This window comes from Staphylococcus sp. MZ3 (assembly GCF_018622755.1).
Classification (GTDB): Bacteria; Bacillota; Bacilli; order Staphylococcales; family Staphylococcaceae; genus Staphylococcus; species Staphylococcus aureus.
Genome location: NZ_CP076026.1, coordinates 809,155 through 834,222, shown reverse-complemented (window position 1 = coordinate 834,222; position 25,068 = coordinate 809,155). Strand labels below are relative to the sequence as shown.

The 25,068-nt window shown below is 33.6% G+C and carries 22 protein-coding genes and 1 other RNA gene; 3 read left to right on the top strand and 20 right to left on the bottom strand.

Annotation, left to right across the window (positions count from 1 at the left end; translation table 11 throughout):
- The first annotated feature begins 115 nt into the window (after positions 1-115).
- Together KI230_RS13745 and KI230_RS03895 are read left to right on the top strand one after the other, a co-directional pair.
- On the top strand, positions 116-262 hold the full coding sequence (locus KI230_RS13745) for a hypothetical protein (RefSeq protein ID WP_001057759.1): 147 nt from the start codon (positions 116-118) through the stop codon (positions 260-262).
- Positions 263-277: 15 nt separating this feature from the next.
- Complete coding sequence (locus KI230_RS03895) at positions 278-601, top strand: hypothetical protein (protein ID WP_138277904.1); 324 nt, start codon at positions 278-280, stop codon at positions 599-601.
- 869 nt (positions 602-1,470) lie between these two features.
- Here KI230_RS03895 and ssrA read toward each other — a convergent pair.
- From ssrA to KI230_RS03830, 13 genes are all read right to left on the bottom strand, one after another.
- Positions 1,471-1,832: a transfer-messenger RNA gene (gene ssrA, locus KI230_RS03890) on the bottom strand.
- A 90-nt stretch (positions 1,833-1,922) separates the two neighbouring features.
- Positions 1,923-2,387 carry an SsrA-binding protein SmpB gene (smpB, locus tag KI230_RS03885; protein ID WP_045178126.1) on the bottom strand — a complete coding sequence of 155 codons (465 nt, stop codon included), beginning with the start codon at positions 2,385-2,387 and terminating at the stop codon, positions 1,923-1,925.
- A 21-nt stretch (positions 2,388-2,408) separates the two neighbouring features.
- Positions 2,409-4,781, bottom strand: coding sequence for a ribonuclease R (gene rnr / locus KI230_RS03880; RefSeq protein WP_045178128.1), 2,373 nt, complete (start codon positions 4,779-4,781; stop codon positions 2,409-2,411).
- 33 nt (positions 4,782-4,814) lie between these two features.
- On the bottom strand, positions 4,815-5,555 hold the full coding sequence (locus tag KI230_RS03875; RefSeq protein WP_001165962.1) for an alpha/beta hydrolase: 741 nt from the start codon (positions 5,553-5,555) through the stop codon (positions 4,815-4,817).
- Between the two features lie 115 nt (positions 5,556-5,670).
- On the bottom strand, positions 5,671-5,904 hold the full coding sequence (secG, locus tag KI230_RS03870; protein ID WP_000556760.1) for a preprotein translocase subunit SecG: 234 nt from the start codon (positions 5,902-5,904) through the stop codon (positions 5,671-5,673).
- Between the two features lie 66 nt (positions 5,905-5,970).
- Positions 5,971-6,429 (bottom strand): hypothetical protein, encoded by a 459-nt coding sequence (locus KI230_RS03865; RefSeq protein WP_000785252.1) that lies wholly within the window; start codon positions 6,427-6,429, stop codon positions 5,971-5,973.
- 338 nt (positions 6,430-6,767) lie between these two features.
- Positions 6,768-8,072 carry a surface-displayed alpha-enolase gene (gene eno / locus KI230_RS03860; RefSeq protein ID WP_001121760.1) on the bottom strand — a complete coding sequence of 435 codons (1,305 nt, stop codon included), beginning with the start codon at positions 8,070-8,072 and terminating at the stop codon, positions 6,768-6,770.
- A 129-nt stretch (positions 8,073-8,201) separates the two neighbouring features.
- Complete coding sequence (gpmI, locus tag KI230_RS03855) at positions 8,202-9,719, bottom strand: 2,3-bisphosphoglycerate-independent phosphoglycerate mutase (protein WP_001085505.1); 1,518 nt, start codon at positions 9,717-9,719, stop codon at positions 8,202-8,204.
- Between the two features lie 2 nt (positions 9,720-9,721).
- On the bottom strand, positions 9,722-10,483 hold the full coding sequence (tpiA, locus tag KI230_RS03850) for a triose-phosphate isomerase (RefSeq protein ID WP_001260089.1): 762 nt from the start codon (positions 10,481-10,483) through the stop codon (positions 9,722-9,724).
- A 121-nt stretch (positions 10,484-10,604) separates the two neighbouring features.
- Positions 10,605-11,795, bottom strand: a complete 1,191-nt coding sequence (locus tag KI230_RS03845) for a phosphoglycerate kinase (RefSeq protein WP_045178133.1) — start codon at positions 11,793-11,795, stop codon at positions 10,605-10,607.
- A gap of 137 nt (positions 11,796-11,932) precedes the next feature.
- The gene (gene gap / locus KI230_RS03840; protein WP_000279414.1) at positions 11,933-12,943 is read right to left on the bottom strand and encodes a type I glyceraldehyde-3-phosphate dehydrogenase; all 1,011 of its coding nucleotides are present in this window, start codon (positions 12,941-12,943) and stop codon (positions 11,933-11,935) included.
- Positions 12,944-12,995: 52 nt separating this feature from the next.
- On the bottom strand, positions 12,996-14,009 hold the full coding sequence (locus tag KI230_RS03835; RefSeq protein WP_000654030.1) for a sugar-binding transcriptional regulator: 1,014 nt from the start codon (positions 14,007-14,009) through the stop codon (positions 12,996-12,998).
- An 816-nt stretch (positions 14,010-14,825) separates the two neighbouring features.
- Complete coding sequence (locus KI230_RS03830; RefSeq protein ID WP_000070831.1) at positions 14,826-15,455, bottom strand: DUF4887 domain-containing protein; 630 nt, start codon at positions 15,453-15,455, stop codon at positions 14,826-14,828.
- 702 nt (positions 15,456-16,157) lie between these two features.
- Between KI230_RS03830 and KI230_RS03825 the strand changes: the two genes are divergently transcribed.
- Positions 16,158-17,060 carry a TIGR01777 family oxidoreductase gene (locus KI230_RS03825; RefSeq protein ID WP_000816304.1) on the top strand — a complete coding sequence of 301 codons (903 nt, stop codon included), beginning with the start codon at positions 16,158-16,160 and terminating at the stop codon, positions 17,058-17,060.
- A gap of 242 nt (positions 17,061-17,302) precedes the next feature.
- On the opposite strand, the gene clpP is transcribed toward KI230_RS03825, so the two are convergent.
- The 7 genes from clpP to KI230_RS03790 all read right to left on the bottom strand — a co-directional run bounded on the left by clpP (position 17,303) and on the right by KI230_RS03790 (position 25,065).
- The gene (gene clpP / locus KI230_RS03820; RefSeq protein WP_001049165.1) at positions 17,303-17,890 is read right to left on the bottom strand and encodes an ATP-dependent Clp endopeptidase proteolytic subunit ClpP; all 588 of its coding nucleotides are present in this window, start codon (positions 17,888-17,890) and stop codon (positions 17,303-17,305) included.
- Between the two features lie 572 nt (positions 17,891-18,462).
- Positions 18,463-19,407 carry a DNA-binding protein WhiA gene (whiA, locus tag KI230_RS03815; protein ID WP_000006551.1) on the bottom strand — a complete coding sequence of 315 codons (945 nt, stop codon included), beginning with the start codon at positions 19,405-19,407 and terminating at the stop codon, positions 18,463-18,465.
- 110 nt (positions 19,408-19,517) lie between these two features.
- Positions 19,518-20,513 carry a YvcK family protein gene (locus tag KI230_RS03810; protein ID WP_001248939.1) on the bottom strand — a complete coding sequence of 332 codons (996 nt, stop codon included), beginning with the start codon at positions 20,511-20,513 and terminating at the stop codon, positions 19,518-19,520.
- Positions 20,510-21,421, bottom strand: coding sequence for an RNase adapter RapZ (rapZ, locus tag KI230_RS03805; RefSeq protein ID WP_000369722.1), 912 nt, complete (start codon positions 21,419-21,421; stop codon positions 20,510-20,512). Before rapZ ends, KI230_RS03810 begins: the two co-directional genes overlap by 4 nt.
- A gap of 709 nt (positions 21,422-22,130) precedes the next feature.
- Entirely contained in the window at positions 22,131-23,066 is a 936-nt protein-coding gene (gene trxB / locus KI230_RS03800; protein ID WP_214958324.1) for a thioredoxin-disulfide reductase, read from the bottom strand.
- Between the two features lie 66 nt (positions 23,067-23,132).
- Complete coding sequence (locus KI230_RS03795) at positions 23,133-24,572, bottom strand: tetratricopeptide repeat protein (RefSeq protein WP_000057542.1); 1,440 nt, start codon at positions 24,570-24,572, stop codon at positions 23,133-23,135.
- Positions 24,573-24,579: 7 nt separating this feature from the next.
- A complete protein-coding gene (locus tag KI230_RS03790; protein ID WP_001224793.1) occupies positions 24,580-25,065 on the bottom strand; it encodes an acyltransferase in 486 nt (161 codons plus the stop codon).
- Positions 25,066-25,068: the final 3 nt, after the last annotated feature.

Genomic DNA, 25,068 nt, shown 5'->3' with positions numbered 1-25,068 from the left:
GATACTATAAAGCTATGATTAAAAATAAAAAATCTGTGTTTAATGGTGTTAAAGAAATCAGTCCCCGTGCCGGAAAATCATAAAAAAAAGATGGGATAAATTTGTAAATCCCGCATTGAATAATGCATTAAAACAAGAAGAGGCTACATGGGGAAATGTACAAGGTCAAGTTTCACAAGCATTGATGGGAACTGGTATTAAAGATTCTACTGCAAGAAGCATAGGGTTTTGGGTTTCCCAAGTTGGTCAAGCATTAATATAAAAAGAGTGTGATAAAATGAATAATGAAGAATTAGAAATGAGATTGTTATTAATGAAACAATCAATAGAACAATTACAAGAAGAACTAGCGCCTAACTTAAAAACTAGAGATTTAGTGTTATTAAGATATATGTATTCATATAAAGAAATTAATATGCTAGATTCTTACTTGTTCCAATTGGCTACAAATAAAGAGCAAATAACAAAAAAACAATTTAAAACAAAATTGGAAGACATTAGAGAAGTACCAGAAATACCTATTAGACAAGTTAATGATATATTAGAAGGTTATAAAAATAGTGAGTTATATGTTGAGTTGATAAATAGCATCCTAAAATAAAAATAAACATACTAAGATTAGCTATGAAGGAATCTATGACGATAGATTTTTTCATAGCTATTTTTTATAGTTATAAAGAGGAGTAGTCTGTTCTGACTCTTGGATTTTAAATATGTATAATAAACAAGTAAGCTTTACTCTCGCCTTTTAAAATTCGTTTGTAGTATGTTGGGTTCTTAAAATCGTGAATAGGAAAATGCAATGAGAAAGGTTAAGTAAAGTTTTTAACTTCTCATTTATTCAATGGAAAATTTTTTATCGATTACTTAGACATTAATATTAGTAAAAGAAGTAGTGTAGTTGCAAATTATAAAAACTAAAAATTCCAAAAAGAGTTTATCATCCAAAACAATAAAAATGGCTACAATGGTATGTTGTGAAATGCATTTCTTAACTACGACTTCTTTTATTTCCGTCTCGTCAACTATTGCTGATTGTGTTAATAGGCATATTGATTCTAATGAAAATATCAAAACTCGGCTCATCTCTTTATAACTACACCCACTTAGTGACGTAACAAAAATGAAAAGTTCTTTTTCAGTAGCCATTTATCCAATTAAGTGTAGACGATTCACATTTTTATATTGACATATATAACATGGAGAATTTTTTGCGTATAAAGAAGTTTCTTCATGAACAATGTTGAATGTAAAACTCAGAATCCAACTTTTTTGACACTTATTTGACACACATCCCTTTCTTCTTATATCTCAAAAACTAATTCATAATCACTTATTACTCTTTCCTCCATCAAATAAACACCTATACAAACACTGCTATTTCAATACTCACAACTATTTCTACAATGCATTATCCCCTGAAAAACACATAATAAAAAAGCCCACATCCACAAAGGTTGTAGGCTACAAATATGGAGACGGCGGGATTTGAACCCGCGTCCAGAGGTCCTGATACACATCTTTCTACGTGTGTAGTTTATCGATAGGTTTCGCATCATGAAAAGTGATAAACAACCAACATGATGCTAGTTTGATTAAGTTTCTTCTAAACAGACTTCAAACGGCAGTGTTTAGCATATCCTATTAAGGTTGAATCGCGTTAACAGCACATAGGAAATGCTGTTAGGCGATGCAGAGTGCGATTAGGCAGCTACTGCGAAATTATTGTTTGATTTGCCAGTTATTATAAACTGTGTGTGTTGATGACGAAGCCAACCCTCCGACACGCTTAATGAGCTCGGGGGACCCCTGTCGAATCCATGAACGTCCCCGAAATAATAAATCAAACAAATCATACTTTTGTAATTTACAAAAGCACATATAACTATATCAAATATAGCCCGATTAAGCAACTAAATCGCTTAATAACGGGCTTTCATATCGCGCGCAACATCTCGTTTGACTGCTTTTTCTTTCAAAGCTTGACGTTTATCATATTTTTTCTTACCTCGTGCGACACCAAGTAATACTTTACAATGTCCATGCTTCAAATAAAGCTTTAACGGCACAATCGAATAACCAATTTCACGTGTTTGATCACCCAATTTAATGATTTCACGTTTATGCAATAATAATTTTCGAGAACGAAGAGGATCGTGATTAAAACGATTCCCTTCTTCGTATGGTGCTATATGCATATTAATCAAATACATTTCACCGTTTTTAACTTGCGCGTAACTATCTTTAAGGTTAGCACTACCTCGGCGAATCGATTTTATTTCTGTACCTTGTAATACGATTCCCGCTTCAATCGTGTCTTCAATATTATAATCATGTCTAGCTTTACGATTTTCCGCTAATGTACCTGGTGATTTCTTCTTAGCCATTCATACTCACCTCATTGCTGCTTATTTTTTCTTACGACGTGCTTTCTTTTTCACACTTTTATCTTTATAAAATGGCTTATGTTTACTGTTTCCTGATTTGTCATTTTTACGTTCATTTTTACCTTTACGTTGCTTACCTTTTTTCTTATGACCTTTATCATCAGATTTCGATTTATCTAATGATTTACCACGCGTTTTAGCTTGAATTGTCTTACCTCGCGCTGGGCGCTGTGATCGATTATTTTTCGGTAAAGGCATACCTACAATTTGAAAATCAATTAATCGTTCATCTACATCAACATGCGTCACTTTAACCTTAACTGTGTCACCAATTCTAAATACTTTAGCTTGACGCTCACCAATTAATGCCATTTGACGCTCTTCAAAACGGTAATAATCATCAGTCATATTCGCAATATGAACCATACCTTCTATCGTATTTGGCAATTCAATGAACATACCGAAGTTAGCTACTGAGCTGACAATACCTTCAAATTCATCACCAATATGTTGAATCATATATTCTGCTTTTTTCAATTCATCAGTATCACGTTCTGCCTCAATAGCACGACGTTCACGTTTAGAAGTATGTTCAGCTAACTCAGGCAATTTGTCTTCCCAACGCTTCACTTCTTTGTTATCCATTGATTTCTCAATTAAATACTTACGGATTAAACGATGAACTGTTAAATCAGGATAACGTCTAATTGGTGATGTAAAATGCGTATAATATTCAGCTGATAAGCCAAAATGTCCCAAGTTCACATCATCATAATGCGCTTGTTGCATTGAACGCAACATCATTGTTGAAATGACCATTTGTTCAGGTCGACCTTCTACTTCTTCTTGAACCATTTGAAGTGTTGTTGGATGAATATCTTCGCCAGTACCCTTAATCATGATGCCAAAGTTTGTAATAAAATCAAAGAATTGTCTTAAGCGATCTGATTTAGGTTGCTCATGCACTCGGTAAATAAAAGGTACATCTAACTTACTAAAATGTTCAGCAACTGTTTCATTTGCAATTAACATAAATGATTCAATTAGACGTTCACCCTCGCCACGTTGTCTTAATTGAACATCTGTTGGTATACCGTCTTCGTTAACTAATACTTTTGCTTCACTAATATCAAAATCGATTTCACCACGTCGTTTTCTCATTTGAATCAAACGATTAGATAAATCTTGTGCTAAATCTAACATAGGCGTAATTTCTTTATATTGTTCGCGAATGTTAGGATCCTTTTCAGTAATAATCTGATTTACCGCATCATACGTCATTCGATAATCAGAATGTATAACACTATCAAAAATTTCATGTTTAACAACGCGACCACTAGCATCAATTTCCATGCGACAGCTTAACGTTAAACGATCAACGTGAGGATTTAATGAACAAATACCATTGCTTAATCGATGTGGAATCATCGGAATCACACGGTCAACAAGATATACACTTGTCGCTCTATCATAAGCTTCTTTATCTAAAGCTGAATCTTCAGTTACATAATAACTGACATCAGCAATACTTACAGTCAACTGCGTATTACCGTTCGCTAACTTTTTAACACTAATTGCGTCATCTAAGTCTTTAGCATCAGCACCATCAATTGTGATTGTCAATTCATCACGTAAATCATGACGGCCTTTAATTTCAGTATTTTCAATATGATCAGGTACTGCTTCAGCTTCTTGTAACACTTCATCAGGAAATTCAATTTCTATGCCATGTTGATAGATAATAGATAAAATATCTACGCCAGGATCATTTTTATGTCCTAAAATAGCAGAAATATGTCCTTCTGGATTATCTGAACCATCAGCATATTTAGTAATTTGAACAAGTACCTTATGCCCATCTACTGCACCTAAACTTTGTCCTTTAGGAATGAAAATATCTTGCATAATACGTTTATCATCTGGAATAACAAATCCGAAATGTCTAGCTTCACTATACGTACCAACAACTTGAGTTACTGAATGCTTCTCAATCGACTTAACTTCCCCTTCAATTTTACCTTTATGTTCACCTTTAGATTGATGTGTTTCTACAATAACAGTATCTCCATCCAAGGCACGATTAATTTTCGTCGGGGGAATAAATATATCTTCCATATCCTCATCTTCAGGTCTTAAGAATGCAAAGCCTTTTTTATTTTGACTTAACGTTCCTTTTATCAATTTTGATTGACCTCTAGAACTATGCTTTTTTTGGTATCTGTCTGTTTTTGTACGTTCGATTAATCCTGATTGTTCTAACTCCACAAGCACCTTAATTAAATCTCTAAACGAGTCGGCACTGCTTAAACCTAATGCATCTTGAAAATCTGACACTGACATAGGTTCATATTCAGGTTGATTAATAATCTCTTCTATAGATTGCTTTAAATTCATTATGCCCCTCCTTTCTAATGTTAAAATCTCTTTTTATTCTGACCAGTCTAATGACTCTAAAAATTGATAAATATCTTCAAATACTTGTTCTTTCTCTTTATCAATCGTAATAACATGTCCAGATTCACTGTACCACTTGATATTTTTGTCATCAGAATCTACATGGTCATATATATAATTTGCGGATTGTGGATCAATCATATTGTCGTTTTCTGCTTGAATCACTAAAATAGGATCCAACACTTCATCAACTTGCTCTTTAATCGTATCTAATGATTCACTTAGTTCTTTTAAAGTTTCAGTTGGTTTAAAATGATCCATTTCATTATCAATAGTCTCTTGATCTTTACCTTCATACTTTTTAAAGTTACGTGCATACTCTAAAAAGCCTTCGTAAATGGTACCTTCAGTTTTGCCACCCATTGGTGCACACATCGTTACAATACCCTTTACATCTCTATTTAAGCTTAATTTTAAAGCAAAATCCCCACCTAATGATAGACCAGCAACAACAATTTCATCATAACCTTGTTCAACAAGATAATCATAACCATCTAACGCATCTTTAAACCAAACGAAAGGACTAGATTTCAGTATTTCCTCTGGTGGTGCCGCGTGACCTTCATATTGTGGTGCATACGAAGTATATCCCTTTTTTTGTAAAAATCGACCTAATTGACGTACATCAGACGAATTGCCTGTAAATCCATGTAATAATAACACGGCACGTTTGCCTTCTTCAAAAAAGAAAGGTTTTGGTAATTTTATCTGCATAAATCTAACGCTCCCTTTGCATACTTAACTAGGCTATATATTTTACATAGCTTATTGTTAAACTATTACATTCTTAATTATAAATAAAAAAGCCCGACATTTACATCGCCGGACCTTACATACCAAGATAACTTATGCAAATCATAAGTACAAAAAATAATATTGATAAAATAATTGTTAATCTATTTAAGAATAAATCGACGCCACGTTGTTTTTGTTTACCGAATAACTGCTCAGCACCACCACTGATGGCACCTGAAAGTCCACTGCTTTTACCTTCTTGGAGTAGTACAACAGTTATTAATGCAATACAATCAATGATTAATAATACGATTAAAAATGTATGCATAAATTGTCCTCCGTTCCTTATATACGACAAGTAGTATATCATATTTTTATTGTTAAAATCAATTTTCTAGCGATTAAATGTACTTTTACGTTTGATAGAAACAACAAGCATATAAATCGCTAATGCAACCGAACCTATAATAACGATTAAAATTGGCAATGTTAAGTACGCACCGTGTGCAGCTTTTATTGCTTGAATTGTGATTGATAAATTAATCAATGTAAACAAACTATTTGATACATAAACTGCAAACATAAACCACCACACATAAGTATGTCGATTCCAAAAAGTGATGAAGCCTGCTAGATAAGCCAAAATATACATAATACCAGTGAATCTAAAGCTGTTTAAAATGTAATCAATCGCTTTATCTGAAGTGTTTTGATTCGTTAAATTAAGTAATGCTTTGGCAGTCGCATTATCCAACGAAACAAAGTAATGAATAATCAATAATATTGAGAATACGATTGATGCAGTTGCAATAAAGCGTCCTGTTTTAATTTCTTTATTCGTTCTATCAGCCATTTGTTTACTCCTCATATATTTAAATACGTTCTATAAAACCTTTATTTAATTTTACCTTTTAATAAAAGTGAATACCCTGTCATACAATATTCATTTCAACATAAATTTATTATACCAGTTTAAGAATACAAGTTAAATATGTGTTATTAGTTACCTCATGATTATTAGTCTGTTATGAATAATACTTCAAAATAAAAAACCTACCACAGTCTCAACTCTGTGGCAGGTTATAAATACAAGCGTGAACTTTTTAAGCGTGAACTCAAAAACTTTATTCAATTTATACCGACATAATAATCCTCAACTAAAATTATGGCAGTACTTAATGTTTAAAATGATTATTTATCTAAGTTATAGAATGATTTGATACCGTCATATTTAGCAGTTTCAAATAATTCATCTTCGATACGTAATAATTGATTGTATTTAGCAATACGGTCAGTACGTGATAATGAACCAGTTTTAATTTGACCAGCGTTTGTAGCAACAGCAATATCAGCAATTGTTGTATCTTCTGTTTCACCTGAACGGTGAGAAACTACTGCTGTGTAACCAGCTTTTTGAGCCATTTCGATTGCATCAAATGTTTCAGTTAATGTACCGATTTGGTTAACTTTAATTAAGATTGAGTTACCAATTCCGTTTTCAATACCTTTTGCTAAAATTTCAGTGTTTGTTACGAATAAATCGTCACCTACTAATTGTACACGGTCACCGATACGTTCTGTAAGTTGTTTCCAACCATCCCAGTCGTTTTCGTCCATACCGTCTTCAATTGTAATGATAGGATATTTGTCTACTAATTGTTCTAAGTAGTCAACTTGTTCTGCAGCTGTACGTTTTGCACCGTGTTCGCCTTCGAACTTACTGTAGTCATATACACCATTTTCATAGAATTCTGATGATGCACAGTCAAATCCTAAGAATACTTCTTCACCTGGTTTGTAACCAGCTGCTTCGATTGCTTGGATAATTGTTTCAACAGCATCTTCAGTACCTTCAAATTTAGGAGCGAAACCACCTTCGTCACCTACTGCAGTTTCTAAACCACGTTTGCTTAAAATTGATTTTAAGTTGTGGAAAATTTCAGTACCCCAACGTAATGATTCTTTGAACGTTGTAGCACCTACAGGTAAAATCATGAATTCTTGGAATGCAATTGGAGCATCTGAGTGAGAACCACCATTAACGATGTTCATCATTGGTACTGGTAACTGCTTACCATTAAATCCACCTAAATATTTGTAAAGTGGTTGACCTAATAAGTCAGCTGCTGCACGTGCTACTGCGATAGATACACCTAAAATAGCATTTGCACCTAATTTACCTTTGTTTGGAGTACCGTCTAATGCGATCATCATTTTATCAATAGATACTTGATCTAATACTGAAAATTCACCTTCAATAATTTCTGGTGCGATGATTTCATTAACGTTTTCAACTGCTTTAGTAACACCTTTACCTAAATAACGTGATTTGTCTCCATCACGTAATTCAACAGCTTCGTGTTCACCAGTTGAAGCACCTGATGGTACTAATGCACGACCAAATGCGCCACTTTCAGTTAATACTTCTACTTCAACAGTTGGGTTACCACGAGAGTCTAAGACTTCGCGAGCGTAAACATCTGTAATAATTGGCATGTTTATAATCTCCTTTAAATAGTTATTCTATAATTATTATAGCTTTATTCTTTCATTTAACAAAATGATATTACTATTATTTTCAAAAAATAAGTGTCATTAAGCGTTTACTTAACATCTTTTACAATATTAGTGTTTAATTAAAGATTCACCTGTCATGTCTTCAGGTTGTTCTACATTTAATAAATCTAATAATGTAGGTGCTAAGTCACCTAAGCGACCAGTTTCTCGAAGTGTAACGCCTTCTTTTGTTACAATCACTGGTACTGGGTTCGTTGTATGCGTAGTCATTGGTTGATCATCATCCGTCAATACTTGATCAGAGTTACCATGGTCAGCAGTAATAATTGCATAACCGTCCATGTCTAAAATCTTATCAACGACTTCACCTAAACATTCATCAACCGCTTCGATTGCTTTGATTGTCGGCTCAAGCATACCACTATGTCCAACCATATCAGGGTTAGCAAAGTTTAAAATAATTAAGTCCAAGTCACCTTTATTTAACTCTTCTAATAATGCATCTTTAACTTCATAAGCACTCATTTCTGGTTTCAAGTCATACGTTGCAACTTTAGGTGAATCAATTAAACGACGGCGTTCACCTTTAAATTCCTCGTTACGTCCACCACTCATAAAGTAAGTAACGTGAGGATATTTTTCAGTTTCTGCAATACGTAATTGTGTTAAATTGTTATTTTGTGCAATTTCACCAATTGTATTATTTAAATCAACTTTTTCGAAAACGATAGCCGCATCGATATTGTCGTTATACTTAGTGAATGTTGCATAGAATAAGTCTTTAACTTGTTCAACTTTAAAGCCTTCGAATGCTCTGTTCGCAAAAATTTCCGATAATTGTGCTGCTCTATCAGGTCGGAAATTATAGAAGATCACTGCATCTCCATCATTAACACCGTCATTTTGATTCTCAACGATGAATGGTACTACGAATTCGTCAGTTAAGCCCTCATTATAGCTTGCTTCTACACCTTCTTTGGCAGTTGCATAAGTTGGGGCATCAAAATTACGAATAGCATTGTAAGCTTTTTCTTCACGTTCCCAACGTTTGTCACGGTCCATTGCATAATAACGACCAGACACAGATGCAAATTGACCAATGCCTAATTCATTGAATTTAGCTTCAGTCTCTTCGATGTATTTCAAAGCGGATTTTTGATCTACGTCACGACCATCTAAAAATGCGTGTACGTAAACTTTTTCAACACCTTGTTTTTTAGCAAGTTCTAACAAAGCAAATAAATGTTTGTAATGACTGTGCACACCACCGTCAGACAATAAACCAAAGATGTGTAACGCTGAATCATGTGAATTCACGTGTGCAATTGCATTATTTAAAACATCATTTTCAAAGAAATCACCGTCTTCAATTGATTTATTGATTCGAGTTAAACTTTGATAAACGATACGTCCTGCACCGATATTCATATGACCAACTTCTGAGTTACCCATTTGTCCTTCAGGTAGTCCAACATCTAAGCCACTCGCTTCGATTTGAGTCGTTGGATATTTGTTGTAATAACGATCAAAATTAGGCTTGTTTGCTAATTTTACCGCATTACCATGTTCGCTTTCGCGGTTCGCAAAACCATCTAAAATAATTAACGCAGTTGGTTTCTTAGCCATGATTATTTTGCACCTTCTAACAATTGTACGAAATCTTCAACTTTAAGTGATGCGCCACCTACTAATGCCCCATCAATATCAGTTTGTGCCATGTATTCTTTAATGTTGTTAGGTTTAACACTACCACCATATTGAATACGAGTTGCTTCTGATACTTCTTTGCTTGATAAGTCAGCAATAGTTTGACGTACAAATGCACACATTTCATTTGCATCTTCAGATGTTGATGATTTACCAGTTCCGATTGCCCAGATTGGCTCATAAGCAATTACAACTGATTTAAGTTGATCTTCAGATAAACCTGCAACAGCTTTCTTAACTTGCTCACCTACAACATCGTTAGCTTTACCACTTTCACGCTCTTCGTCTGTTTCACCAACACAAATAATTGGAGTCATTCCATGTTTGAAAATAGCGTGCGCTTTTTTGTTAATTTCTTCATCTGTTTCGTGGAATAATTCACGACGTTCAGAATGACCGATAACAACGTATTTAACGCCTAAATCTGCTAATGCAACTGGAGACGTTTCACCTGTGAACGCACCATTATCTTCGAAATACGTATTTTGAGCACCGATTTCTAAACCTTGTGCTTTTCCTTCTTTAACTGCAGTAGTTAATGCATCTAATTGAATTGCTGGTGCACAAATTACTGATTCTACTTCTTTTGAATCTGGTAATGTTGGCAATGCATTGACGAAGTCTTTTGCTTCTTGTACTGTTTTGTTCATTTTCCAGTTACCAGCTATAATTGGTGTTCTCATTAAAGACACTCCTTGTTTTGTAAATATTTTTGAAAAGTGATGAAACACGATGTCATCTTGTGACTGTTTTCCCGTAACAATGTTAAACAAACATGCCACATCACTTTAAACTATCACTTTATTATTTATTATTGATTGCTTTGATACCAGGCAATTCTTTACCTTCTAGGTACTCTAATGACGCACCGCCACCAGTTGAAATATGAGTGAAGTCATTTTCAAAACCTAAAGAGATTGCTGCTGCAGCTGAATCACCGCCACCGATAATCGTAATTGCATCTTTAAGGTTTGCAATTGCTTTACATACACCAATTGTACCTTGTGCAAAGTTACCGAACTCGAATACACCCATAGGTCCATTCCATACAACAGTGTGCGCACCTTCTAATTCATCTGCAAATAATTTTACAGTGTTTGGTCCAATATCCATACCTTCTTGGTCTGCTGGAATTGAATCAGATGGTACTACAGTAATTTTGGCATCATTAGAAAATTCTTTAGCAACTTTAGTGTCTACTGGTAATACAATTTTATCACCATGTTTTTCTAATAAATCTTTTGCGAAGTCGATTTTATCTTCTTCTAATAATGAAATACCAATTTCTTTACCTTGCGCTTTTAAGAAAGTATAAGCCATACCTCCGCCGATGATAATTTTATCAGCTATGTTAACTAAGTTTTTGATGACATTAATTTTGTCAGATACTTTTGCTCCACCTAAAATAGCAACAACTGGTTTATGTGGATCGTTAACTACGCCACCAATAAACTTAATTTCTTTATCCATTAAGAATCCAGCTGCAGTTTCTAAATGTGTAGAAATACCAACATTAGATGCATGCTCACGATGCGCAGTACCAAAAGCATCATTTACAAACACATCACCTAAAGATGCCCAGTATTTACCTAATTCTGGATCATTTTTAGATTCTTTTTTACCGTCTAAATCTTCATAACGTGTATTTTCAACTAATAATACGTCGCCTTCTTTAAGGTCTTTAATAGCAGCCTCAAGTTTTTCGCCGCGTGTTTCTGGTACGAAAACAACTTCTTTATCTAATTTCTTAGATAAGTCTTCAGCAACTGGACGTAAAGTTAATTTTGCTTTATCACTCTCTTCTTTCACTTTACCTAAATGTGAAAATAGTACGATTTTACCACCTTGTTCGATGATGTATTGAATTGTAGGTAAAGCTTGAACGATACGGTTGTCATTAGTAATTTCACCGTCTTTTAAAGGCACGTTAAAATCAGCACGTACTAGGACTGTTTTACCTTTAAGATCTAAATCAGAAACAATTTTTTTAGCCATGGTGTTTCCTCCTTGTAATTAGGAAATTTTATATAAAAATAAGCGGAGAAGCGTTTGTGCTCCCCGCTTACTCATAAGCTTTAATTAATGCTAAATAGTTCTGAGCACTAGCGTATTTGAAAAAAACTATACTAAAATTATTTAGAAAGTTCAGCTAAGTATGCTAATGTACGAACTAATTGTGCAGTATATGACATTTCGTTATCATACCAAGCTGCAACTTTAACTAATTGACGGTCGCCAACTGACATTACACGAGTTTGTGTAGCGTCGAATAATGAACCGTAAGTCATACCTACAACGTCTGAAGAAACGATTTCGTCTTCAGTGTAACCGAATGATTCGTTTGAAGCATTTTTCATAGCTTCGTTAACTTGTTCAACTGTTACGTCTTGTTTTTCTAATACTACTGTTAATTCAGTTAATGAACCTGTAGCTACAGGAACACGTTGTGCACCACCATCTAATTTACCATCGATTTCAGGAATAACTTTACCGATAGCTTTAGCAGCACCTGTTGAGTTAGGGATGATGTTTTCTGCCGCTGCACGAGCACGACGTTTGTCACCTTTTCTGTGAGGTGCGTCTTGTGTATTTTGATCACCTGTGTAAGCGTGAATTGTAGTCATTAAACCTTCAACTAAACCAAAGTCATCGTTTAAAACTTTAGCAACTGGTGCTAATGAGTTTGTAGTACATGAAGCACCTGAAACAACTGTTTCAGAACCGTCTAACTCTTGGTGGTTTGTGTTGAATACGATTGTTTTTAAGTCACCAGTAGCTGGTGCTGAGATTAATACTTTTTTAGCGCCTGCTTCAATATGAGCTTGTGCTTTATCTTTATCAGTGTAGAAACCAGTACATTCTAATACTACATCGATATTTAAGTCTTTCCAAGGTAATTTGCTTGCATCTGGTTCACTGAATGATTTAACTTCTTTACCATTTACGCGGAAACCACCATCAACTACCTCTACTTCACCTGTGAAACGACCTTGCATAGTGTCATATTTTAATAAATGCGCTAACATGTCGTCATCTGTTAAGTCGTTTACTGCTACAACTTCAAGACCTTCTACTTCTTGAATTCTTCTGAATGCTAAACGACCAATTCTACCAAAACCATTAATTGCTACTTTTACTGCCATTATAATGGCCTCCTTTAAAATGATATTTAAAAAGTATTAAACTTTTTATCTCTTATTCAAGTATTATCTTTGCTGCGGCTTCATCAGTGATTAACACTGTATTCTTGGGTGCAATCGTCAAGTATGCTTTAATTGCTTCACCTTTCGATTTGCCTCCTGCAACTGCAAAAATAAAGTCTTTTGATTCAAGGTCTTCTAATTGAAGTCCAATTGTTTTAACCTTATGGACAATTTGACCTTGTGTATCAAAATAATAACCAAATGCCTCTCCGACAGCTTGATGATGTTGAAGTTGTTCAATGACCTTTTCAGGTGATTGACGTCGATGCGCCATCTTCAGCGCATCACCAATACCGTGTAATATAACGTTTGCTTGTTTAATTTTGTCTAAAGTGTTTATGACTGATGGCTCTAACAACAATGTGTTATATGTTGTTTCACTGACATTATCAGGTACATACATCGTCGTATAATAACCGCCAGCTTGTTGTGCCATACTGGCTGCAATTGTGTTTGCCTGAAAGACAACATTTTCGCCTAGTCCACCTCTGGCTGGTACGAAGAATACATTATATGGTAATAAATGAATTGCTTCACTAACACATGCCATCGTGGATCCGCCAGTTACAGCAACTATCGCGTCTTCTTGTAATATGCCTTCAAGTAATTGACCTGCTTGTCTACCTAATTCTGTTTTAACAGATTGACTATTATCAGCATCACCAGGAACAACATGAACTTCCTTAATTTGAAATTTATTCTTAATACCTTCTGACAGACGATTATCATCTGCATAGATATCAAAGTAACCTTTCAATTGCGAAATCAGTTGCTCACCTTCAGCTGTAATTTCCATTCCGGTAGGCTTAACTTTTATCAAATCTTGTTTCTTAAGCATATCTGTTTCAGAACGCAGTACACGTTCAGTCATATCCATATGTTCGCTTAAACTTCGACGTCCGACAGGCTGATTTTTTGAGATAGTAGTAAGAATAGAAAAACGTTTATACATTTTATCTATGAGATCCGGTATAAGCTTTTGCTGTGCTTGCAATAAGTCTTTCACTACTACCTCCTCCTTATATTTATAAATGTAAATAAGGATATGTCACAACCAGTGGTTGCCTTTTTAAGTCCCGCGTGGGACAAAAATTAACCTCTTTACACTTGCAATAGTACTATTCTATTTCAAAAATTGCAAGCATAAAACTTAAATTTTCTAAATAATTTGATAAAGCGCTTGCAATATATTTTCGATTTGTTATGCAACAAAACGTTTTATTTTATTCGCTGTAGTCAAATGTATACCCTTATACTGACTCGCTAATCATTTGCTTATTATTTGAGACTAAGACATAAAACAATGCTCTAGAATCCGAAAAGTCACATTAGTAGTAGTTGACCGAACGAAAATGCACTTGTAACAAGCATTTTTCAATTAAAGTCAGGGGCCCCAACATAGAAGCTGGCGGAAAGTCAGCTTACAATAATGTGCAAGTTGGGGTGGGCCCCAACATAGAGAATTTCGAAATGAAATTCTACAGGCAATGCGAGTTGGGGTGTGGGCCCCAACATAGTGAAATTGGCTCCTCCCAATTTCTACAGGCAATGCAAGTTGGGGTGGGGCCCCAACACAGAGAATTTCGAAATGAAATTCTACAGGCAATGGAAGTTGGGGTCAGACGACGAAATAAATTTTGCGAAAATATCATTTCTGTCCCACCTCACTCAAAATAAATTTCACTATCCGTAAAATAAACAACTAACTATTTAAGTATCATCTCTCCCCTAATTAACAATTATAAAAATAAGAACCAATATTCGAGACAACCTAATTAATTGTGTTGTCTGTCATACTGGTTCATTTTTGTTTGACTAAATACTACTTATCATTAGCATTATTTTGTTTATTTGTTGTTGATTGGCTATTTTGTTGTGGTGCTTGTGGTTTTGCTTGCTGATTTGATTGATTATTTTGTTGATTATTATTTGGCTTTGGTGTTGGTTGTTGCGGCTGTGGTTTAGGCTGAGCTGGTTGTTTATTATCATCAGTTTTCTTCTGATTATCATCTGATTTATCTTGAGATGCATTGTCATCCTTATCTTTCGACTCATCCTTTGATGCTTTATCATCATTCTCTTCTTTAGCAGGACGTTGCTTTGTAGGTGCTTGTTGCTGAGGTGGCACATATTGATATTGATTCTGCTGTGGCAATTGCTGATATTGGTTTGCTTGTGAATCTAGCTCATTCTGCTCTTTTTCCTCTTGTTGCTTTTTCTTTCTCTCTTTTTCTGCATTTTCTTTTTGACGCTTTTCTTTTTGTTCCTGCTTTTGTTCGTTCAACATACGTTCTTTAGCTTTATTCGAATGATCTACATATGCAAAAATTGCAAATACTAATCCTCCGAGTAATAGCAATACCGTCGCAATGCTAACTACTTTCGCTGTTGTACTCATTTTCTTCTTACTTCCATCTTCATTTTTATTGTAGTCGTAATTTTGATTCGACATACTCTCCCTCACTTCAAACTAATTTAAATATAGAAATTATCACGCAACCATTAACATTTTCACAACTAATTTGCTTACCTAGTTTCTACAAATATTAATAAACATTTACTCTTTTTGCCTTCTTCAACTTAAAACTGCCTTCACTATTACTCACTCGTAAATCGGATTCATTTTTACAAAGAAATAGTAGTCTTATATATCTTAACATTTAATAACTAAATCAAACATATTTTGAGCCTTTTTTTGAAAATTAACATTTTAACCTTTTTGATTTTACAACAAATTATAGCTACGTATTGAAAATTAAAGCATTGGTTTAAGTGTTGTGTTAAAAGTTTTTATGTTTAGATTGTTATATTACTATGTATTCTTAAATTTGTTTAAAAAATTAATGCTTTAAATTGATGTATAATGGGAATAAGAAATAAATAAAAACGACCCGCACGATTAACGTACGGGTCCACTACTAAAGGGAGTCAAATTTTTACCTTCGTTTGTATCATGCAGCGTTTTACACATACTTTTAAGAGATGTTTATTCGTTATCGAAGGTACACCTTTATTATAACTTATATCATTTTTATTAAAATACAATTCAAAAAAAGTTATTGACATATTATTGTCTAAATAATGTATAACCTTTGAACAACAATAATGATTATTAAATAGTAACTAAATACAAAATTACATGGGGTGAATGATAATGAAACAATACTTAATTACTGGTGGGACTGGTATGGTTGGATCTCAATTAGTTAATGAAATTAAAAAATCAGATTCACATATCACGATATTAACGCGACACGACCAAATTTCAAATGATAAGAAAATTTCATATGTCAACTGGGCTAAATCTGGGTGGGAACACAAAGTTCCTCAAAATATCGATGTGGTCATCAACTTAGCAGGTGCTACACTGAATAAACGATGGACACCGGAATATAAACAAACGCTAATGCTAAGTAGAATTCAATCTACGCAAGCTTTATATGAATTGTTTAAATCACGTAATAAAGCACCTAAAGTTTTATTTAATGCTAGTGCCACTGGTTACTATCCTCCTGATTTATTTATGAGTTACACAGAAGTTTATAAAACTTTACCATTTGATTTCTTATCAGATATTGTGTATCAATGGGAACGTTTCGCACAACAATTTGAACAATTAGGTACGCGAGTTGTCATCGGTCGTTTCGGTATGATTTTATCGAATGAAGGCGGTGCGTTACAAACAATGAAACTACCATACAAATATTACATTGGTGGTAAATTAGGTTCTGGTCAACAATGGTATTCATGGATTCATATCAATGATTTAATTCAAGCTATTTTATTTTTAATAAATAACGAGTCAGCTAGTGGTCCGTTTAATTTAACTGCACCTATACCTGAGCGTCAAAATTTATTTGGCTACACTTTAGCAAGAGCTATGCATAAGCCCCATGAAACTTGGGCACCAAGTCTTGCAATGCGTCTCATACTTGGTCAAATGTCAACAGTAGTATTGGATACTCAAAAAGTATTACCTAATAAAATTCAAGCATTGGGATTCCAATTTAAATATAGTAATTTAAAAATGGCACTTGAAGATTTAATCAAAGAATAATCAATACCATTAATGAGCATTAGAAACAACATATGTACTAAATGTAATGTCTAGAGCGACTTACAAACAAAGGATTGAAATGTTCCTTTCAATGTCTACTTTGAAGGGAACATTTCATATAGTTACGGTTCAACTAGCTTCATTCAATCATATTTCCGCTCAAAGTATAGTAAACAATTTATTGACACCTCGGTTTACTCATACAAAAAGAGCAGACTGCTTAGTCTACTCTTTACTTTGAATTATTTTGTTTCAGGTACCATCACTTCATCAATTAAGCCATATTCTTTAGCTTCTTCTGCAGTTAAGAAGTTATCACGATCTGTGTCTTTTTGTATTTTTTCAATACTTTGACCAGTACGCTCTGATAAAATGCGGTTTAATTTTTCACGTGTTTTTAAAATGTGATTTGCAGCAATTTCGATTTCAGTTGCTTGTCCTTGAGCACCACCTAATGGTTGGTGAATCATTACTTCTGCATTTGGTAACGCGAAACGTTTACCTTTTGCACCAGCTGCTAATAAGAATGATCCCATTGATGCAGCCATACCGATACAAATTGTTTGAACATCAGGTTTAATGTGTTGAATTGTATCATAAATCGCAAAACCAGCTGTTACACTTCCACCTGGTGAATTAATGTATAAATAAATATCTTTCTCTGAGTCTTGCGCTTGTAAGAATAATAACTGTGATACGATTGAATTTGCTACGTTGTCATCAATTTGTGAACCTAACATAATAATACGGTCTTTTAATAAACGTGAGTATATATCATATGCACGTTCACCGCGGTTTGTTGTTTCAATAACTGTAGGAATTAAATTCATCTATATTTCCTCCTTGTAATAACTGTTACTCATTATTTTACATATTAAGTCAAATTTGGTCAAACACTTTGACTTTAAATAGTTACATTGTTTGACGCTTTTCTCTTTCCTTTGTAAACTGATAATATCTATTTTAGATTGTACTTATTTTACTTCTCATAGTACAGAGATATGATTACATATTTGCTCCTTGTGGTGTAATGGATAACACGTAAGATTCCGGTTCTTAAGATAGGGGTTCAATTCCCTTCAAGGAGGCTGTTTTAATAAAATACAATACTTTTCAATACTGAGAATCCCGCAATGTCGGGATTCTTATTTATGCTGATTTTGTTTTTGTCTATGATCAGGGACTTTCAGGGACTCAATTAATTATCACATTCATATTTTCTTATGACCAAATTGATACATATGATGCTATTTAATGAGAAAATTAGGCATCACTTGGTTATTGAATTTCCTTCATTAAACTTTCCAGCTCAATTTAATAGTTAGTCGACTATTATTCATTAAACACTTTTTAATCATAAAAAAGTGTTTTTGATAATTCACTACCAAAAACACCTTCTTACTTATAATTCTATTTGTTCACCATTTCTAATCTTATCGGCTAAATCATTCAGTTTTCTTAATCGGTGATTTACACCTGATTTTGAAATTGGACCAGTTGATACCATTTCTCCAAGCTCTTTCAACGAAATTTCTTGATGTTCTACTCGAATTCTAGCAATCTCTCTCAACCTGTCTGGTAAATTTTCAATACCAATTTCTTTATCAATCAATTTAATGCTCTCAACTTGTTTCATCGCAGCACTAACTGTTTTATTTAGATTGGCCGTTTCACAATTAACGAGTCGGTTAACAGAATTACGCATATCTCTTACAATACGTACGTCTTCAAATTTTAATAACGCTTGATAGCCACCTATCAAACTAAGAAAATCCGAAATCTTTTCCGCTTCTTTTAAATACGTAATACTTCCTTTTTTTCGCTCTAAATGTTTGGCATTCAACTCATAACTATTCATTAGTTTCGTTAAGCCTTCTGCATGACTCTCATTTTGAGAAAAAATTTCCAAATGGTACGAAGATGTTTCAGGGTTATTCACTGAGCCACCTGCCAGAAAAGCTCCTCTCAAGTAACTGCGTCTCATTTCGTCATCTTGAATCATTGAATGATCAATTTCATGCGTAAAAATGCCGTCTTTTAAAATTCCTAATTCATCAAGAATTTCTTTCGCTTTCATCTTTGTACGACAAATATAAATATTATTTTTTTTAAGTTTCATTTTTTTACGGACTAATATTTCAACTTCCACATTAAAGACACGTTTAATCAACGAATAAATACGTCTTGCCGTTGTTGCATTTTCCGTTTGAACATTTATAACAAATTGTTGATTTGAAAGACTAAGTGCACCATTCATTCGAATCAGTGCACTGAGCTCTGCTTTTGCATTCATTTCATCGACGTCTATTCTAGTTAATTCATTTTTCATTTCTGATGCAAAGCTCATCGTACAGTCATTCCTTTCTTATTTAAAACATGATTCACCTTAGAACCACTGTCTATTTTCATTTTTTTACACAGCTCTATTATCATATCATAATATGATTACGTTCTATATTATTTACGTTTATCACTTGGTACGAAAGGAATAGTACTAATTAATTCTAAAGCTATGTCATAAATCATTGTCGATAACACTTTAGTATTATGTCTTACTAAATGATTTTCAGAAATTTCAACTAAATTTGAAGATGTTTTTACATTTATGCTTTCTTTTTCAAGTTCAGCCTTATTAACTTCAACTGGTTTAGAATGTTTTTCTTCATATTTTTTCAAAACTTGAGCATTGAAAGTTTGTGTACTACAAATGACATAATCAATAAACGGTTGTCCAGCTTGTCTATGAATCGCGTCGATATGATCTTTCACGCTATAACCATCTGTTTCCCCAGGTTGCGTCATCACATTAGAAACATATAGCTTAGGCGCATCAGAATGAATTAATGCATCTGAAATACCATTGACACATAAGTTAGAAATAACGCTCGTATATAATGACCCTGGTCCAAGAACGATTAAATCTGCTTCCCTTAAAGCATCGATTGCTTCTTCCATTGGTTGCACATCGTTAGGTTCTAAAAACACACGATCAATTTTTTTATGTTTTTTAGGAATATTTGTTTCTCCAAAAACAATTTCTCCATCTTCCATAACAGCATTTAATTGCACACTTGTATTTGTAGATGGAATGACTCTACCTTTAATATTTAAAATTTTACTTAATGCTTTAATGGCATGTCCGAAATCATTCGTAATATTAGTCATACCTGCGATTAATAAATTACCTAATGAGTGACCGCTAATTTGATTTTCTTCAAAGCGATACTGAAAAAGTTGGCTTAAAACTGACTCAGAATCACTTAAAGCTGCAATCACATTTCTGATGTCTCCTGGTGCTGGTATATCCATTTCATCTCTGATTTTCCCTGTACTCCCACCATTATCAGCAACTGTTACAATCGCCGTAATATCAATTGGGAATTCTCTTAATCCCCTAGCCATAACTGATAAGCCAGTGCCACCACCGATAAGTACAACTTTTATTTGTCTCATTTTTTCTCGCCACTTTCAATATGTGCGTCCCTATGATGCACATAAACATTATATTCAAATACTTCATTTAGATAATTACCTAGTCGTTCTGCTAATGCTACAGATCGATGTTGTCCACCCGTACAACCGATGGCAATTACTAATTGAGATTTCCCTTCTTTTTTATACCCGGGTATCATAAAATCTAACAAATCAGTTAATTTTTCAAAGAAAATCTCCGTCTCTTTCCATTTCATAACATAATTATAAACGTCTTTATCTAATCCTGTTAAAGGTCTTAAATCTACTACATAATATGGATTTGGTAAAAATCGTACATCAAATACTAAATCTGCATCCATCTGAATCCCATGTTTAAAACCGAAACTTGTGACATTAATTGTAAAAGTTTCAAACTCTTCATCTTCATAGTATCGACGAATGCGTTCTTTTAATTCTTTAGGTGATAACTTTGTAGTATCTATAACAAAATTAGCTATACTTCTAATTTGAGACAAATGCTCTCGCTCATCATTAATTGCATTGATTAACGATCTTTTACCTTGTTCCATCAAAGGATGTGCACGACGCGTTTCCTTATATCTTGAAATTAATTTTTCAGTACTTGCTTCTAAAAACATAACATCAATGATGACGTCACTTTCACTTTTGACTTTATCCACTACTGCAACTAATGAATTAAATAGTTCCTTACCTCTTAAATCAATTGCAATTGCCACTTTTCTTAAGGATGGATTTCCTTGTTCCATCAACTCTACAAATTTAGGCAATAACACTGGTGGTAGATTATCTACACAAAAATATCCCATGTCTTCTAAACATTGAATAACCAAAGATTTACCTGCGCCAGATAAACCTGTTACAACTAATAGTTCACTTTTACTTTTTTCTTTTTCATTATTATCCATTATTTTTTCACCGCCAAAACGAATTTCATGATGTTAATTTAAATGTTCTATGACAAAATTAAGCAACGATGTTTTATATTTATTTCCAACTATGTCTAGATTAAATTTCTAAAAATATACATCATTTAAAAGGAGCTTGGGACATAAATCAATGTCCTAGGGTCTATAATATTATATTGCTAGTAGTTGACTGAATGAAAACGCGCTTACAACAAGCTTTTTTCAACTCTAGTCAGGGGCCCCAACACAGAGAATTTCGAAAAGAAATTCTACAGGCAATGTGAGTTGGGGTGTGGGCCCCAACACAGAAGCTTACGAAAAGTCAGCTTACGATAATGTGCAAGTTGGGGTGGTACAACGATAAAGTAATACTTTTTCTATAGAAATTAGTATTTCTTATGCATGAGTTTTACTCATGTATTCCTATTTTTAAGTACACATTAGCTGTGGCTAATGTTTAAGAACCACTACATAATAAATCATTAGTGGCTCTTTATCATTTCTGTCCCACTCCCATAAAGTTATAAGTTTAATATAACATATAAAAAAACTAGAACTCATTGAAACGCACAAATGATACGTACTAAGTTCTAGTTTTCTATATAATTTGCTTTAATTTAAAAGTAAGACATTACTTTAACGCTGTGATGACACTATTAAAATAAATATCCAAATAATTTACAGCTCAACATCTTAATTCGACTTCGAATTAAGCTTGATCGTTTAAATGTTCAATATATTCCGCTGCACTTTGCGCTGCAATACTACCATCGCCAGTAGCAGTGACAATTTGGCGTAAACCTTTGTCGCGAACATCTCCTGCTGCAAAAATACCTGGTACTGATGTTGTCATATCATCTTTTGTTACAATATAACCAACATCATTTGTAATACCTAAGTCTTTAAATGGCGCTGTTAATGGTTTCATACCAATATAGATGAATACACCATCAGCCTCGTGTGTTTCTTCTGAACCATCTTTTGTAGACGTTAATGTCACAGAACCCACTTTGCCGTCTTTTTCATTAATTGATTTCAAAGTATGACTCCAAATAAAGTCGATTTTATCATTTTTGAATGCTCTATCTTGTAAAATACGCTGTGCACGTAACTCATCACGACGGTGAACGATTGTTACTTTGTCAGCAAATTTAGTTAAGAATGTTCCCTCTTCTACTGCTGAATCACCACCACCGATAACGAATAGGCGTTTATTTTTAAAGAATGCACCATCACATACTGCACAATAACTTACACCGCGTCCACCAAGTTCTTGTTCACCCGGAACACCAATTTTCTTGTATTCTGCACCTGTAGCAATAATAACCGCTTTCGCTGTTAATTCTTTATTACCAAAGTTAATCACGTTATATTCGCCTTTATCTTCTACAGATTTAATATCTCCATATTGATAAACTGCACCAAACTTTTTAGCGTGTTCAAACATTTTTGTAGATAAATCTGGACCTGTAATCATTTCGAAACCAGGGAAGTTCTCTACTTCTTCTGTATTAGCCATTTGACCGCCTGGAATACCTCTTTCAATCATAACTGTTTTTAAATTAGCACGTGATGCGTATACTGCAGCAGTCATACCAGCTGGACCTGCACCGATAATTGCTATATCAAAATCTATTTCAGTCATTTTATTAACGCCTCCTCATTATTAATCATTATGCGCATTATATAATAAATCTAACTTTTCATAAATCTATATGCTCAAGAGAAATTCAATCATTTTGTTCAGTTTATATTGTGTTATGCCTAACCATGTTGTAATTTGCTTCTTTGTAACGTTTCGAGGTTGATTTTTAAAATACAAATAAATAAACGCACCGATATATGGCTCAACATCAGTTAAATCTACTTTTTCAGCAATTATGAGTTCACCTTGATTAATCCATGCAACCATTACATCATTTTCACTTACAAATAATTCATTATGGTAAAGCGTTAATAAGCCGCGATGAATGAAGTCTAATTTATTGAGCGTTAAACCTTGAACTAAATACGTTAAATACAATTTCTCATAATTATTTAGATTTTCCAGAACCTGCCAAATACTTTCCGTCATCACAATTTCTTTACCATTTAATTGATCCAATAAAAAAATACCATATAAACGATAATGACTGTCATCACTTTGAAGTAATGGCAAAATATGTTGGTCAAAAACTTCTTTGCTATTTTCAATTACCCAAGGCGCATGTCCAATTTCCACTTTAGAAATTTGCTTCAATTTATCCCAGTAGTAATGACTTTCGTCTTCTTCACCTAAATAATAATAATTATATGCTAAAGCATTGTACATTTGAATTGATAAAAATTTCCCTTTTTTATATAAAGGGTACAACAATTGTTGTGATGCACGATACTGCTTTAAATAACTTAATACAATACCTAATTTAAAACTTTCATCGTCATTCATAGGTACAACTTTGTTTAATATTTTTAAATATTTTTGATATTGTTCATTTTCCTTAGTGTTATAAAGTAGCAAAGTATAATGGCATAATGCATATATATCTGTACTATCCTCTTGTAATAGTGCTTCGTACAATGCTTTAGCCGTATCATATTCACCGAGATATAAATAACACATTGCCAATAAATTACGTACTACACGATGATCTTGAACTTCTTGTGGTTGATGTAAGACATAATTCTTTGCATCTTTTAATCGACCTTGAGAAAAAAGATATTGGAATAGTATTTGAACTACAAACAATTGAGCTTCAAGTTCAATTTGTTCTTCGCTTTGATATTTCACATCAAACATTTGATCTAATTCATCTCTATAATCTTGGTCGTCGCTAACAATAACATAATTAATACCAAACAAGAATGCCTTGTTTGGTTCGTTAACTTCAATGTTGAGCTGACTCAATTCATAAAAGCTATCTTCTAGATGCCTATTATAAATAATATTGTCATAAAATAAATGTTCTGCTTTTTTAGCAATACCAAGTTGCACTAGACATTGTGCATAATCAATTTGAATTTCCAGATCATCAGGTGACAATTCTAACACTTTTTCAAAGTATTCAGCAGCTCGTTTATATTCTCTTTGTTTAAACTTCTGTTTAGCCATTTTACGATAAAATGCATCATCAAAAGTCATTGGAATTACATTATTATTCTTTTGCGCCATAAAATTGTCACCTCCTAATCATTTTTATATACATAGGGTTGCCATATGCAAATCCATTATCCGGTATATCTTTTGAAACAACCGTACCAGCTGCAACTTTTACATTGTCACCAATCGTTATACCGGGTAAAATGGTAGCATTTGCACCAATCAAAGTGTTAGATCCTATCGTCACTGGTCCATAACGAAATTCATCAACTAATGCTTCATGCGTCAAAATTGTTACATTGTAACCAATAACACTGTTACTACCAATCGTAATCAGTTCTGGGTAAAAAATATCTAACATTACTTTATAAGCTATCGACGATTGATTACCGATATTAATATTTAAAAGTTGTTTATATATATGTCTTTTCAGTACCATACTTGGAATAAATTTCGAAAATTCAATGATAATTACATTCTTAAAAACTTTCGAAAATTTAACAAGACGGTATACACGCCATAAAGGGTTTGTATGATGATGTGTTTTTGATAAAAATTTCCTCAAACT